The sequence below is a fragment of the Streptococcus sp. 3167 genome (assembly GCF_013277175.1).
GTDB lineage: Bacteria > Bacillota > Bacilli > Lactobacillales > Streptococcaceae > Streptococcus > Streptococcus pseudopneumoniae.
Genome location: NZ_VMML01000009.1, coordinates 1 through 16,205, shown reverse-complemented (window position 1 = coordinate 16,205; position 16,205 = coordinate 1). Strand labels below are relative to the sequence as shown.

The window sequence follows — 16,205 nt, the reverse complement described above, 5'->3', positions numbered from 1 at the left end:
TGGAAACAGCTAAACGTCATCAACTAAATAGTGAAAAATATCTATCCTATCTTCTAGAATGTCTTCCAAACGAGGAAACTCTCGTAAACAAAGAGGTTTTAGAGGCTTATTTACCATGGAATAAAGTTGTACAAGAAAAGTGCAAATAAGAAATCTCCAGATTAGGAACTATCCGTGAGTTCACTAATCTGGAGATTTTTCAATATACTTCGTTATTGGACGGTTACGGTGCAACCAAGACACTTCCGAGTAACACCGAACCAACAATACCACAGATTTTTCGGATTGAAAACCGTTCTTTTTTAAATAATGACAATCGTAATCACCTTCTTTAATTTTATTTCCTAATAGTAAACACTATTTTTTATTTTCAAAAATTGAACTTCTAAAATCATCAGTTTGGTCAAGATAAGCTTTAAAGATTGCTCTCTTCAACTTATGAACTGAACTGTCTGTTTCTGGATTATAGTTATACCAATGGGTACCTTCTGCATCCTTACGAACAGCAATATCCATTAAACTTTGTAAATCCTCTATCCTATTAGTGGTTTTTCTTGCAAATGACGTCCATGGCTGTGTTGTATCATTAAAGGTAACTTTATTCAATTGACTGAATTTGTCTTGTCGCTCTTTATACATGGCCTTTTTAAAATCACTCCAAGTGTCGTATTGACCATTAAATAATTTTTGAAGTACTAATTTATCTGTTACCAATCCTTTAGTCTTACCATATGAGGTAATCGTTTTATTATTTGCCCTAGCATCGGGTTCAAATTGATTTGAAATATATGGCACCATACCATCTTTAAATCCTTTAGCAGCTAATAGTTCATAGGCCATACGACGTCCCATCAGGTCACCTGGCGTTCCGTCATCATTACTTAATGCTGCATAAATCGGCGCAAATAATTTAATAGTGAAGTAGCCATTTCTTTCGTATTCACCTGAGGCATATTCCCTAGACGAAATAATATTATTCTCAATCAAATCATTAAATGAATGTAATTTTTCAGCTTCTGCATATGCCAAATCTTTAACTACATTTGTTGCATAGACACTATTTCCATCTGGATCTGGATGATACTCATTTGTAACTTTTCTAAGAAGTTGTTGTTTTTGATTCGTATCCAATTTAAGAATTGAATTTCCTTCAAGATATTCCAACATATAAACAACATCAAACATGTTATGTACATATTTTTGAAGATCTGTCGCGTCTTTAAATCTCGTAGTTGGATCGAGTATTTGTAATCGTTCTCCTTCTTTACTATCCGATTTTAAATGTTTCAAGATCGAGTTGATGGTGATGGTTGCGTCATTTGGATGGTCTGGTGCTTGTAATAAGCCTTTGGCAAAGAACTCTGGTCCCAAGCCACTTCTTCGACCATAGCCACCAAGATAGATGTCCTGATCTGAGTCATGCGTCATTTCATGTGTATAAGTGATAGCTCCATCCTTATCCAACATACGATAGCCCATATAATATACTGCATCCCCTGTAGCATAAGCACCGTGTCCATTATGTCCAACCTTATTTCCAACAGGTCCAAAGAAATGTTTCATTGCAGGATTTGGATTATCAAAATCTGCTACTGTTGTAGCCTTTCCTTCAGTATTATCAGTTCCAAATTTATAGGCATCATAAAGCAAGATATTTCGGTAAAGCTTCTCACGCCCTTCCTTATCTAGAATACGATACCAATAATCGTAGTGATCTCGTTGACGTTTGGCAGTTTCACGCGCGTTTTCTTCAACAAAGTCATTGAGACCCTTGCCCGCTTTATGGTCAATATTACGGTAACGATCATAAGCACCAAAGCCTAGGCTAGAGATAGTTGAAATGACAAATACTGATTTTTCTGGCAAGGTAAGTAGAGGCAGTACCATGTTACGGTATTTCCAGCTCTCGCTAGTGATTCGATCATAGATACCGATAGAGTACTTGGTACCTGCTTTTTCCTGATTAGCTTTTACTTCTGGAATATTAGATTTTTCTTCAACGATGTAAGCCTTGGTCTGTGATTTAAACCAGTCATTGTTAGTTTGAGTAGGTGCAAATGCTTTACGGTAGCCTTCTAAAGAACTAAACAGGTCTTTTGTACCGTAATTATTCGTTAACAAGGCATTGTAAGTAACCACATTATTTTTAGCCAAGAGATTGTTGTAGCCAGATTTACCTAGTTCAATAATCGTATCAAGAGGAGAGGTATTTCCCTTACCAAAGAAATCCATATGGAACATAAGCAAATCTTTTGCGCTAGCCTTATCGAATTTGAAATCATACCAGCGTTCTAGATAGGTTAATCCGAGCATCAAGGCTTCTTTGTTTCGCTTGATTTTATCAACAATGTAATTGTCAATTATATCATTATTTCCAGAAACAGCAGCATCAGATGAAAGTAATTTTTTAAGAGTTTCAGTCAAGTGCTCTTTGGTTTTAGCGAATTGCTCATCTAGATAGAGTTCTGTTAATTTAACATTATCAGAGATTCCTAACAAATTCTTAAGAGTAGTTGGATCATACTGCACTGTATTTAAGTCATTTTTAACTCTGTTTATTATAGACGTATAATCTTTTAGGAAAGCATTTGGTGTGTATACTAGACCTGTACTTCCAATAGTATACTCAGCCAGATTTGCAAAATCACGATGGTAGGTTAAGCTCACTTTCTCAGATGTTCCATCTTTGTAATGTAGTAGTAAGTGATTGATAGAGTGCTTATCTGAAGTAATATCTGAAACCACTTCCTCATTTTTCATAGCGACAACAGATAACAGTTCTTTCTTAAACAGGTTAGTATCAGTTGATAATTGATTTCCATACTTCACAATGGTGTCTCTATTATAGAAAGGCAATAATTTTTCTATATTTTTATATGTAACTTTTCTTGTCTCCTGATAATGAGCTGCCTTGGTATAATCTACATCCTGTTTAGCAGAATTTGTGAAATCTTCCACGGTTATAGTTTTCTTTGTAGTAATCTGGTCTTTCTTGGATTGAACTGCTGTTTTTTCAATCTCAGTACCACGTTCTACAGTGGAATCAACTGACATTACCTCATCTCCAACTGCTTGAACATTAACTACCTTATTGTCTTTATTACTATATACCTTTGTCTGCTTCATACCATCAAAATGGTATCCAGAAATCGCATTCCCATTTGTAATATTCATATCGCTGAGAACGTTATTCAAGTGGCCGGTATTATCATCTGCTCCGCCGTCTTGCGTCCATAGGGAACCTGCAACTCCACCAACTCTAGCGAATGGTTTAGCATTATTTATTTCACCTTCAGCATAACTATTTGCTACAGTTGCATTATTTTCTACGATACCTGCAATTCCACCAATGGTTTGGTTAGAACGTTCTGCATTACTTGAAATAGTTACTGTTGCGATAGAATGATCTACTACAGCATTAGCACCGGTCAATTGACCGACTAGACCACCAATTGCATACTGAGAGGTTGTAACAAAAGTATTTGTTATTCTTCCAGTGAAGCTACTATTTCTTACGGTAGAATTATCAACTTTTTGGACAAGTCCTCCGATACCTAGCTCACCAGCAATGATTCCATTTGCGTGAACGTTATCTAAAGTTGAAGAATTTGTGGCTTCCTTAGCAACTGATGCGACATGATTCTTACCAGAAATATTAACATCTTTTAAGGTGAGATCCTTAACAGTAGCTCTATTTAATGTATTAAATAATGGCTTTTTCAAATTATAGATAGCATAATGTTTCCCCTGATGACTACCAATTAATGTCCCTGTGAAATTATTTGTAACATAACTTTCTTGGTTTTCATCCAACTCAACCTCACGAGCATTCATTGTTGCACCCAAAGTGAAAGTTCCATTAGGTCTACTATTCATATCAGCTACTAGTTTTTTAAAAGATGTGTAGATAGGACCATCGTTTTGAACAACTTTTGGAAGATAATAAGTAAAATTGTCTTGGTATTGATTGTCTAAAGATTGCTTCAAGTGTTCCAAGCTAGCTGTAATTTTATAGACTGGTTTGCCATCTTTTGTAGTGTCCTCAATGTTTGAAACTGGAAGCAGTACATCTTTAAATTTAGCTGACTTCACCTTAATGAAATAAGCAGATTTATTATCTGGTACTTTATCTAAGCTTGTATGTTGCTTTGATTGATTGCCTTCATAACTATAGAGTTCCACATCAGAAACACTTCTTAGTTCTATTGTTTTCTCTTGAACTTCTACTTTTTTATCAGGTTCTACTTCATTTTCTTGTTTAATTTCTTCATTTCCATTTGAATTGGCTGTGTTTGATTCGGTTGAAACATCCTCTGGTGAATTACCTTTTGGTTGGTCTGGTACTGTTTGCCCATTCTCTTCTGTTGTTGCATTACCAGAATTTTCAGGTTTTGTTGAAGTTTCGTCTTTTGACTCATCTTTACTTATTGGTTGTCCATTCAAGGCTGCCGCTGCTGCCACTAAGTTATTCTTAGCTTGATCAATCTCTGCTTGACTTGCACCTTCTTTAGCTGCTACAGTTTTCGCTGCCGCAAGTGCTTGATCGTAGGCAGTACGCTTAGCTTGGTCTGCATTCTGATACTTGTCAGATTCTTTCGTGCCAGATTCTTTACCAAGCTCGGCATTCAAGGCAGACTTGTCGCTTGCCACTCCATCCAATTGACCTTTTGCATCCTCTACTGCTTGCTTAGCTGCATTCACCTCTGCTTGTGTAGCTCCTGCTTTTGCTAGAACTTTTTGAGCGGCTTCTAATGCTGCATCATAAGCTTCTTTCTTGTCTGCTGTTGCATTTTGATACTTAGCTGTCTCTTTGGTAGCTGTCGCATCTGTTGTTGCGGCTGTTCGTAATGGCTCTTTGTCAGTTCCTTGTCCATTCAAGGCTGCCGCTGCTGCCACTAAGTTATTCTTAGCTTGATCAATCTCTGCTTGACTTGCACCTTCTTTAGCTGCTACAGTTTTCGCTGCCGCAAGTGCTTGATCGTAGGCAGTACGCTTAGCTTGGTCTGCATTCTGATACTTGTCAGATTCTTTCGTGCCAGATTCTTTACCAAGCTCGGCATTCAAGGCATCTTTTTCAGGTTTGTTTGTTTCTTCAACTGAGGTTGTCGAATTACTAGGATTACTGGACACTTCCCCAGTATTTTCGTTAGATGTATCTGGTGATACTTTCTCTGAATTCGTTGTTGATTCTTCTGCAGATTGAACTGGATTTTCTGCTCCTTGAGTTGAGGTTCCTTCTGTGGTGCCTTCATTTGGTTTTACTGGAACTTCTTCTACAGTTTTTTCTAGTTCTTGTTCTTTCGGCTTCTCGACTGGAGTTGCAGAATGAACTTCTGAAGCGTCTGTAGATTCTTCTTTAGTCTCTCCTGATTTTTCTCCTGACTTAGGAGTTGCATCTTCTCCTGAGTTTGTTGTTGATTCTTCTGCAGATTGAACTGGATTTTCTGCTCCTTGATTTGAGGTTCCTTCTGTAGTGCCTTCATTTGGTTTTACTGGAACTTCTTCTACAGTTTTTTCTGAAGTTTCATTTTTGGAGTCATTATTTTCTGGTTTATTTGACTCTCCAACTTTATTTGTATCACCTTGATTAGATTCAGTTGGTACTGTTTGGCTATTCTCTGTTGTTGCATTACCAGAATTTTCAGGTTTTGTTGAAGTTTCGTCTTTTGACTCATCTTTTTCAGGTTTGTTTGTTTCTTCTACTTCTTTTGGCTTCTCGACTGGAGTTGCATCTTCTTTCTGTTTTCCAAGATTCTCTCCGTTCTGAGAAGAATCTACGGTTGGAGGTGTAGAGTGACTTTCCACTTCTGAGTTCATATCACTAGATAATGTATCAGCTTTAGTTTCAGCGGACTCTGTAGCTACAGTTCCAACTTGTCCATCCCTAAATTCTGGAACAGCCTCATACTGTCCGTTAATCACTTGTATTTTTGATGGATTCTCTATAAAATTCGGTGCAATCGTATAATCTACCTTTTGTTGATCTATTGGAGTGGCTACTGATTTCTCTTGATTACTTACCTTAGAATCAGAAGTCGTTTTTCCCTCTTTGATATATCCAATATATGTGTAACCTGAAATCTCTTTAGGAAGAGGTAATTTTTCTCCAGAGGTCAATTCATAGTCCGTATTGTAATTCAGTAAAAGATTATTTTCTAAAGCATGGGCTGATACTAGAATACCGTTTCCTATCCCTGCAACCAATACTAAATGCAATACCGTTTTATTCTTAACTTTTTTCTTGGAAACAGCAAAAACTAAAATCCCCAGAGCTGCTAAACTAGCACCAGCAACTAAGGCTTGCATCTCATTCTTGCTTCCAGTATTTGGCAATTCTCCCAGTTGATTTTGAGAATTTAACTTATAAACAAGATAATAAGTCTCATCATCATTCTCCACGTATGTCGGAATATCATATACAAGCTGCTTCTTTTCTTCTGATGATAGCTCTGACTCTGTCACATATTTGTAGTGAACACCTTTAGTCTCTTGAGCAGCCACAGATGAACTAGCTAATACAGACATAAAAAATAAACTCGAAATCGTTGCAGATACAAGTCCTACTGATAATTTTCTAAATGAAAAACGTTCTTGTTTTTCACCAAAATACTTTTCCATTATTCCTCCTTGAAATAAAATTTTAAAAATATGTAAGCCTAACTTTTTTATATTAGTGTACTATCTATAAAAAAGGGAACATACTTTAATTATACTCTTTATTTAGCAAAAAGTCTTAAAATTGAGTTGCGTTTTCATACTTTTTTTATATATAAAATACCAAGTAGTAGTTTTGCAATTCCCTATTATTTTTTGGATAAAATGTAACCTACCATGAAATTTCCACGGCAGGTGTTACTCATATCACTAATCGTTCTAAAAATGGTTTGATGCAGTTGAGGAGAATTCCTTCTATCCAACTTTCTTGTGCTGAGGATAGATGTTCTGTCTGAAGGCTTTCTTTTAAAAAGTCTCGGACTTGTTCTGGTGAGATTTCAAACTCAAAGGCTTTCATTTTATAGAAAAAGTCGAGCAGATGATCTGACAGATATTCAGTTGAAAAAGGCACTTCTCCACTTTTTCGATATTCTAATAAGAGCCGAGCAAAGCGGGATTTTTCTTCAGGAAGCTCACGGAAATAGGAATTGAGGAGCCAGGTCTGCTTCTGCTTTCTTTCAATTGGATTCTGAGCTGCAATTCGCTGGTCTTTTTCCAGCTCTTTTTGGTATTGCTTGGCCTTGATAGCCCGTTCTGCTCTATTTTTACCAAAAAGAATTTTCTCCCACTTGCGTTCTTCTTGAGTTAGGGTCTCTGTAAAGCCAAAGTAATCCTGATAGGCACGCTCCGCTGGGCCCATGGCTAGGACTAGATTGTCTGCATATTGCTTGGCGATTTTATCCCTCTTTTTGCGCTCTTTCTCTGCTTGGATACGGAGTTCTTGTTCGTAGTCAATTTTCTCCTTGCCTAGCTTGACAAGGTATAGTTGGTCATCCGATTTCCCAAGTAAAAAGGGTTTGATACACTTTTCAAGGACTTCTTCCATCCGGGCCTTTTTATTTGGCTTCGCCTTGGTCCAACTTCCTCCCTGAAAGACTTCTAGGAAGAGATGGTAATCTCTCTCAGGTGCAAATTGATTGCCACGATTGGGTTTAAAAACACCTTTTTCCCAGAGCCATTTTAGAAGTCGCTCGTCAAAGTCACTTTTATTGACCTTGATTTTTTCCTTTTTCTGAGCTTTTCTGGTTAGATTTTCAACCTTTCTAAGCAGTTTTTCTTCCTCTTCCAATTGCTGGTTAAGGGTCAATCGATGAAAATGCCTAACACAGTCGCTACCAATTGGAAAGAGGCGTTGGCCTGTGACACCGTTAAAGAGTTCATAAGCGTATTTGATGGCATTTCCACAGACACAATTGCTACGGCCAATACCGTTAAAAATCAAGGAAACTTCATTCCATTCCTTGGTAGCTTGTTCCCAAGTATCCGCTTTTGAAGCCTGTAAAACTGCATCATACAGGGATTTTCTAACTGGAAGTGTCATGAGGTCTCCTTTCTAATATTCAATGAAAATCAAAGAGCAAACTAGGAAGCTAGCCGCAGGCTGCTTAAAACACAGCTTTGAGGTTGTAGATAANNGTTTTGAGGTTGCAGATGAAGCTGACGTGGTTTGAAGAGATTTTCGAAGAGTATAAATTATACTTTTACAACTTGAACCTCGTCTTTACCGAGTAAAATCAAGTATTTTTCAATATTTTCAATCGAATAGGCTCGTGATAAAGCCTCTTCGTATAGAGCTAACTGACCACGATAGCGGTCTACGAGTTGACTTGGTTCATCATAGCGGTCTGTCTTGTAGTCGAACAGAACGATTCTATCCTCATAAAGCAGATAGCCGTCCAAGATTCCACGGACAACAAAGTCTTCCTGACTCTTTTGGTCTCGTTTGAGCATGGAGAAAGGTTGCTCGCGATAAAGATGGTTGGTATTAGCGATAATTTCCTGACCGAGTGCTGTGTCAAAGAAAGCAAGAATTTTATCAAGATTGATCTTGTCTCTGACAGCTTGGCTAGTTTGAACTTGTTTGAGTGTTTCTGTTAGGCTAGCAAGCGTTGGTCTCTGGCTGAGATCCATTCTCTGCATGAGTTCGTGGGTAGCACTACCAATCTCAGCTCCTGTTATCTTTTCTTTGCTTGAAAAATCTGGTAAATCAAAACTAATTTTCTTGTCTACTGACTGGCCTTGACTTGCAATCTCAACACCTTCCATATCCATAACAGGTTCGTAGAATTTCTTGATTTGACTTGGGGTTTGAACACTTGGCAATTCAATAGCTGCGCGGTGAAGAGTATTATAGACTTCCACTTCTTTCAGCATTTCAAGAGCTTCCTTAATGGTTTCTGACTGGCGGTTGTCAGCTTGGGAGCTATCTTGGAGAGGACTTTTATTTTCCAACTGACCGATAGCTTCTCTAGTCAGCTGATCTTCGCCAATAAAACGATAACTAAAGTTGAGATTGTCTTTGGCAAACACTTTGCTGATAGCCCAAATCCAATCTTGGAAATTCCTTGCTTGCAGTCTAGTAGTGCTATTTAGTTTTCCATTTGTAGCTACAGGGTATTCTTTGGCTTCCAGCTTTTCACGAGAAGCTTTACCGACAAGATAGAGCTTTTTCTCAGCCCGCGTCATGGCAACATACAGCAGACGCATCTGCTCTGAATAGCTTGCCAGCTGTAATTCCTCTTCATTCTGCCTATAAGTCAGGCTAGGAATGGAGAGTTTGATGGTTTTAGGATAGTGAGCTTCTACTGCTCCTGTTTCCATTTTGGCAATATACTTAACACCTAGTCCATTTTTTCGGCTGAGAATGACTTCTGACATGCTGTCTTGTTTGTTGAAATCTTGATCCATATTGAGGATAAAGACGTAAGGAAACTCCAGCCCTTTACTCTTGTGGATGGTCATGAGCTCTACTGCATCTTTTGGCGGTGCGATAGCTACGCTTGCAAGATCGTGCTGGGCTTCTAAGACTTGGTTAATCATACCAATAAAACGAGATAAGCCCTTGAAATTGCTCTTTTCAAATTGATCAGCACGCAGTGCTAGGGCATAGAGATTGGCCTGTCTAGCTGGACCATTTGGCAAAGCCCCGACATAATCGTAGTAAAAACGGTCGTTGTAAATCTTCCAAATCAAGTCATAGAGGGAGTGGGTTTTGGCATACAAGCGCCATGAATCCAAGGTATCCATGAATTGATTTAGTTTTTCAGCTAGAGCTGTGTGAATCAAGCCTTTTTGACTACTTGCCATTTTTTGTGCATTGACCAGTTTCTCATAGAGATTTTCGTGGACTTTATCCTCTGCTTTCTGAAGGGACAAGCGTGCTAACTCGTCCTCATCAAAACCAAACATTGGAGACTTCATAAGAGCAACCAAGGCGTAGTCTTGCAGAGGATTGTGAATGACACGAAGGGTATCTAGCATGACTTGCACTTCTAGGGATTGGAGATAATTGTTTTGCTCTCCGTCAGTTTTGACAGGAATCCCGTACTCAGACAGGGCAAGGAGAATCTGGTCATTACGACTGCGGCTGGAGGTCAGAAGGGCAATTTCTTTAAAGGCAACACCTTTTTCTTGATGAAGTTTCAGAATCTCCTTGATAACTAAGCGCATTTCGCCTGTTAGTTTCGTTTCTGTTTGACTCTCTTCTTCCTCACTTGTGCCGTCCTTGTCGTAGAGGAGAAATTCATCCTTGTTTTCTGGATTAGGAGTCAGCTTAGTATTGGCAAAAACAAGTTGGTGCATGTTATCATAGTTGATTTCGCCGACCTCTTGGTCCATAAGGCGTTCAAAAACATCATTGGTTGCTGACAGCACTTCTGAACTGCTACGGAAATTTTCCTTGAGGAGAATGAGCTTGCCATCTTTTGGATTTTGCGCATAGCGTTGGAACTTTTCATTGAAAATCTGCGGGTCTGCCTGACGGAAACGGTAGATAGATTGCTTGATATCCCCCACCATAAAGCGATTGTGGCCATTAGACAGCAATTCCAGCATTCGTTCTTGAATATGGTTGGTATCCTGATACTCATCGACCATGACTTCGTGGAAACGCTCCTGATAAGCTTCACGGACTTGCGGGAATTTCTCTAAAATCTCAATGGTGTAATGGCTGGTATCAGCGAATTCAAAGGCATTTTCCTGACGTTTACGCTGACGATAAGCCTCCACAAAATCGCTCATAAAGGTTTGGAAGGTTTTAGCTAGTTTCCAAGTGTCTCCATGATAACGTTCTTGATAGTCGAGAATCGTTATCTGGTCTGACAGTTGTCCTAGTTTAGCAAACTGGGACTTTCTCTCTTCGTTGTAGGCATCGGCCAGTGGCTTCAAATCAGCCTTACGACTCGCATTGGTCAGAGCTCGGCCGTTTTTCTCTTTCGAAATTGCGACAACACGCGCAAGCACTGATTGAAAAGCCTTACTATCGGACTCTTGATTTAAGGAGCCAATTTCATCCAGAATCAACTGAACATTTTCTAAATAGGCAGCCTTTGCAAACTCCTTGGCATCGTTATCCAGATGATAACGGAAAAAGCTTTCCAAATCCCAAAGGGCTTGTTTGATTTGCTCAGTCAGTTTTTCTTTTTCATTGGTAAAATCAACCTCTTCAAAACCTTTGAGGAAAGATTCACTCAGCCACTTTTGAGGATTACTGGTGGATTGGAGGAAGTCATAAATTTTATAGACTTGCTGGCGTAGCCCCCGTTCATCCTTGCCACGCCCTGCAAAATTTTTCAGCAAATGACTAAAGATCCCTTTCTGTTTGCCTTGGTAATGGGCTTCAAATACCTCATAAAAGACTTCATTTTTTAGAAGGAGTTGCTCGCTTTGGTTTTGTAAAATACGGAAATTAGGTGCAATATCAATCAGATAGCCATGTTTGCCAAGGAATTTTTGTGTGAAAGAGTCCATGGTTCCGATGGCTGCGTTGGGTAGGGCTGCCAACTGACGACCCAAGTGTTGTTTGAGGTCAACATCGATACTTTCTTGGATTTGTTGGCTGATTTTTTTCTCTAAACGTTCTTTAAGCTCTGTGGCAGCCTTAACTGTAAAGGTTGAGATAAAGAGTTGAGAAATTTCCACACCACGCGCCAATTGATCTAGAATACGCTCGGCCATGACAAAAGTCTTCCCAGAACCAGCCGATGCTGAGACCAGGATATTTTGACCAGAAGTGTAGATGGCTTCAATTTGCTCGGCAGTTTTCTTCTGTTCCTTGCTCGAGTGCGCCTCTGCATCTTGCAGTTTTTGAATTTCCTCATCAGTTAAAAAGGGAATGGGCTTCATCGATTCAACTCCTCTCTTATTTTTTCAAACCAAGCTTGCTTGAGTTTTTCTCCGACCAGACGCTTGCTGTCAGCTAGGTCCAACTTTTCTAGGAAACGGGCTTGGCCCAAGTGGTAATTGGCTTCAAATCCAGTAATGGCTTGGTGTTGCTGAACATACGGTGCAATACTTCTGCCATTTTCAGTATAAGGGTTAATGGCGAACTGGCCTTCTAAAATCTTCTCAGCTGCTTTCTTGTAAAGATGGGCATTGTAGTCCAGTAGGAGCTGGAATTCCTCATCTGTCAGCTGATTAGACTTGTTTTTATTGTAAAATTCACCCAAATGACTGCTTTCTTTTTCTAAAAAGAGACCTTGGTATTTCATAGACTTGCTGGCTTCTACTACTGCACCTGCCAAATTCTTAACGGTCAACAGAGATTGAACAGGTTCAGCCATTTCCAAGTACATGGCACCGAAAAAGTTCTGCCCCCCCTCTCTTTTTAGGGCAGCTAGGTAGGTTGGCAGTTGGGAATTAAGACCATTAAAGAAATGAGGAAATTGGAACTGGGTCAGACTAGACTTGTAGTCTACTACTCCTATCGCCCCATCAGCTTTCAATCGGTCAATGCGGTCAACCTTGCCTCGTACAAAGACACTGCGTCCATTGTCCAATTGAATAAAGGCCTGCTCTTTCCCACCGAAATTCGCCTCTTCTTTGATGGTTTCAATAGCTGGATTGTGATGGAGAATGTGGCCAGTCGTCCGTGCCACATCAAGCAAAACTTCCTTTGTAAACTGGGCTTCCAAACTTTCCTGATAAATAGCCTCAAATTCCCGTTCCTGACTGGTTTCTTGGATAGCCTGTTCCAAACGTTGGTCAAAGGAATCTTCGTCAGGCAACTGCAAGGCACGTTCAAAAATGCGGTGCAAGAAATTTCCGTGACTGCGGGCATCAGGACGCAGGCGTAATTCTTCTTGCAAGCCTAAAACGTAGCGAAGAAAATAACTGTATTCATTGCGATAAAACTCCGTCAAACCAGAGGTAGACAGGTAAAACTCCTGATCAGCAGGATAGAGAGCCTGCAAGGTATCCTTGGTCAAGGTCTTGCTGCTTGGACTTGTTGGAAGGGCAGGATTTGCAAGGCCTCTTTGGTCTAGTTTTTTACCCATGATACGCGCCAGAACCTTGACAAAGGTCAAATCTTGCTCCCTATCACTCGTCTCACCCTGCTGGTGATAGGCAACCAGACTAGACAAAAGACTGTGATAGGACCCCATATCCTCCTTAGACAGTCCTTTGTGATTCATCCTCTTCTCTCTACGCCTAAATCCAAAATGGATCAACTCTTGAAGATAGGCAGATTCCTTACTTTCACTTTCGTTAAAAAGGCTTGGAGCCGACAAGAACAACTGCTTACGAGCAGAATTGACCAAGGAAAGCATAGTGTAGCGATTTTTCTTGAGATTTTCACTGCTGGCAATCAGTAATTGAACGCCTTCTTCGGTCGCTTGGTTTAGGTTTTGCCTTTCTTCATCTGTCAGAAGACTGGTGTTTTGAGAAATTTTTGGTAAATTGTCCTGAGTTAGTCCAATAGCATAGACAAAGTCAGCAGTCAATGGTGCAATCAAATCGTAACTCTGCACCAGAACAGTGTCCACTGTTGCTGGAATGGTACGGTATTGGGACAAACTCATTCCAGAATGGAGCAAGGCTAGGAAGTCTTCCAGACTAACCTGTGAACCAGCAAAAACAGTCGCAAATTGTTCTAAAACATGGCAGAAAGCCTTCCAAACTTCGGCTTGTCTTTCCTGTTCTACAGCTTCCAAAGTGGTTGTCAAATCTTGTAACTGCTTGGTCACCTCTCCTTCTTTTAGAAAAGAATTCCACTTTTGCAAGAGATTTTCAGCCTTTTGTTTTCGACTGGCAAAGAGGGTTTCAAGAGGTGTTAAAATACGCAGACGAAGAACATTTAAACGTTCCAGATTAAATTTTCCATGGTGGGATTTGGTAAAGGTTTGCTGAAAGGCTGGCAAGCCATTGATACCAAGATAGCGGATATATTGCTCAAAAGCATCAATATCAGCCTGACTAAGGTCGGTATACAAACCTGTTCTGAGAAGATTAATCAAATCCTCCTGACGGAAACGATAGCGTTTCAAAGCCAAAATAGACTCGACAAACTGAGTTAAAGGGTGGTGCGCCATGGATTCGCTTCTACCAAGATAGAAAGGAATCTGATACTGGTCAAAAATCGTTTTTAGAGATAATTGATAAGAAGCTACATCCCCCAAGAGAATACGAAAATGTTTGTAGCTCAGGTCTGAGTTCTCATGTAATTTCTGACGAATGCTACGGGCTACTAGTTCCAACTCCTCCTTTTGTGTCAAACAAGACCAGATTTGTAAGTTTTCACGGTCTTTCTCATCGACATCCAAAGCGAGTTCTGAAAAGTCATAAGAAGACTCCAACAAACGAGAGGCCTTGTCAAAGCTATCCATCTTCTCATGAGTTTGAGAATAGTCCTGAGCAGGCATTTGGTATTTAGAAGCCAGATGATGGAGAAATTTTACGCTGGCTTGGTAGAGATTGCCCTCGCTAAAAGGACTGGTATAGGCTTTCTTACTAGCATAAGCCCCGATAACAATCTCAACACCTTTGCCGTGAAGTAAGTCCACAACCCGCTCTTCCTCAGCAGAAAAACGAGTAAAGCCGTCAATGACCAAGGCGATTCGATTAAAATCACTACTTACCTTGTCATTCTCAATAGCCTCAATCAAATGGGACAACTGACTTCCCTGGGCTAACTGACCTTGATTAAGATAGGCTGTTACTTTCTCAAAAATCAAGAGTAAATCCGCCCTCTTATCCTCATCTGTTAAATTCTCCAAGTCCAAAAAACTCATCTGAGATTTGGTCATCTCATGGTAAAGCTCAATTAACTGCTGGATCAATTGAGGATCCTGCTTAATAGCGCCATAAACACGCAAGTCCTTGGGATCGAGTTCGGCAAGGCATTTGTAAAAGGCCAACCCAAGACCGATATCATCAAGAGTAGTTTTAGCTGGTAAATCATTCAAGACCAGATAACGAGCCATTTGAGCAAAGCGCGTAACGGTAATCGAAAAAGAAGCCTGCTGGGACAAGCATTCCAGCACGGCGCGTTCCTTTTCAAAAGAAAGAGAGTTGGGGGCAATGTAGAAGACCCGCTTGCCAGCTGCAACTAGCTCTTCTGCCTCTCTTGTTAGAATTTCTGTCAAAGAAGTCCGAATATCAGTATAAAGTAATTTCATCTCAGCCTCGTTGGAATTTTTCATCACCCTATATTATACCATGATTAGCCTCGTAAATCTGTTAAAATATTTAGGCCATCCTTTCTTTTCTTCATCATCTGCTAAATCTTAAATACTTAGCTTTACTTGTATTAGATAGAATAAGTCTGGCTACTGAAAATCACATAATAAAAAAGCCTCGGTAACAAGGTTTTGAGTTTTATGATTGTTTCTTAGGTACGGAATACACTTCAATGTGTTGTCCCAGTATCTTAATGTCGACTGGTAGATTGTCTGATTTATCGCCATCAACATCGGACCCTAATTCGATATCAGAAGAAGTTTTAATATTACGTGCCTTTATATATTCAATATTCTTGATAGAATGATTGAACTATAGCAAATTGAAACTATAATAGTACACCGTGGATGCTAAAATATTTCTAGAAATTAATTTGATTTCCCTAATCAAGCTGTTCGTATCTTATTTCAATCTACTATAAATCGTCTAAGAGAAACAACCGATAAGAATTGGCACAAAAGCGACCGTATTTTTGTTACCAATACAGGAAAACCAGTTCATAGTTCCGTCTTGAGCAAGTCTCTCCAGCGAGCAAACGAACGCCTTAAAAAACCAATTCCCAAACATCTGTCCCCTCACATCTTCAGACACACCACTATTAGCATCTTAGCAGAAAATAAAATTCCTTTAAAAACAATCACGGACGGGGTTGGTCATTCCGACTCTGAAGTCACTACTTACATCTACACCCACGTCACAAAGAACATGAAAGATGAAGCAATCAATGTACTGGATAAAGTTATGAAAAAGATTTTTTAAAAAGTTTTGCCTCTTTTTTGTCCTCTAAATAATCGAGTAGGGGATAATCTCTAGCCCCTCTCACACCACCGTACGTGCCGTTCGGCATACGGCGGTTCAACTAACTTTTAACGCATGTCGTTCAAGGTAATAATCCAAACACGAAACCAGTCCTCGTTGTTCAAGGACTGGTTTTGATATAGCACGTTTAAGTACCGACTTCTGAGCTACTAATTGATAATGGTCGCCCCAGCCAGATACCTTATCTGCTATCCATTTAGGAACTCCTAACTTAA

General features: G+C 39.6%; 5 protein-coding genes and 3 pseudogenes. 2 read left to right on the top strand and 6 right to left on the bottom strand.

The window, feature by feature from the left end; all coding sequences use genetic code 11:
- A pseudogene (locus HT678_RS01465) lies at positions 1-149 on the top strand (transposase domain-containing protein); the annotation flags it as partial.
- Between the two features lie 208 nt (positions 150-357).
- Here HT678_RS01465 and HT678_RS01455 read toward each other — a convergent pair.
- From HT678_RS01455 to HT678_RS01435, 5 genes and pseudogenes are all read right to left on the bottom strand, one after another.
- Positions 358-6,618 (bottom strand): ZmpA/ZmpB/ZmpC family metallo-endopeptidase, encoded by a 6,261-nt coding sequence (locus tag HT678_RS01455; RefSeq protein WP_172924536.1) that lies wholly within the window; start codon positions 6,616-6,618, stop codon positions 358-360.
- A gap of 238 nt (positions 6,619-6,856) precedes the next feature.
- Entirely contained in the window at positions 6,857-8,035 is a 1,179-nt protein-coding gene (locus HT678_RS01450; protein WP_172924535.1) for a hypothetical protein, read from the bottom strand.
- 152 nt (positions 8,036-8,187) lie between these two features.
- Positions 8,188-11,838, bottom strand: a complete 3,651-nt coding sequence (addA, locus tag HT678_RS01445) for a helicase-exonuclease AddAB subunit AddA (protein ID WP_172924534.1) — start codon at positions 11,836-11,838, stop codon at positions 8,188-8,190.
- Complete coding sequence (rexB, locus tag HT678_RS01440) at positions 11,835-15,110, bottom strand: ATP-dependent nuclease subunit B (RefSeq protein WP_172924537.1); 3,276 nt, start codon at positions 15,108-15,110, stop codon at positions 11,835-11,837. Before rexB ends, addA begins: the two co-directional genes overlap by 4 nt.
- A 199-nt stretch (positions 15,111-15,309) precedes the next feature.
- Positions 15,310-15,465: pseudogene (locus HT678_RS01435) on the bottom strand (diacylglycerol kinase family lipid kinase); the annotation flags it as partial.
- Positions 15,466-15,570: 105 nt separating this feature from the next.
- Between HT678_RS01435 and HT678_RS01430 the strand changes: the two are divergent.
- Entirely contained in the window at positions 15,571-15,930 is a 360-nt protein-coding gene (locus tag HT678_RS01430; protein WP_078374390.1) for a tyrosine-type recombinase/integrase, read from the top strand.
- Positions 15,931-16,026: 96 nt separating this feature from the next.
- Here HT678_RS01430 and HT678_RS01425 read toward each other — a convergent pair.
- A pseudogene (locus tag HT678_RS01425) lies at positions 16,027-16,205 on the bottom strand (group II intron reverse transcriptase/maturase); the annotation flags it as partial.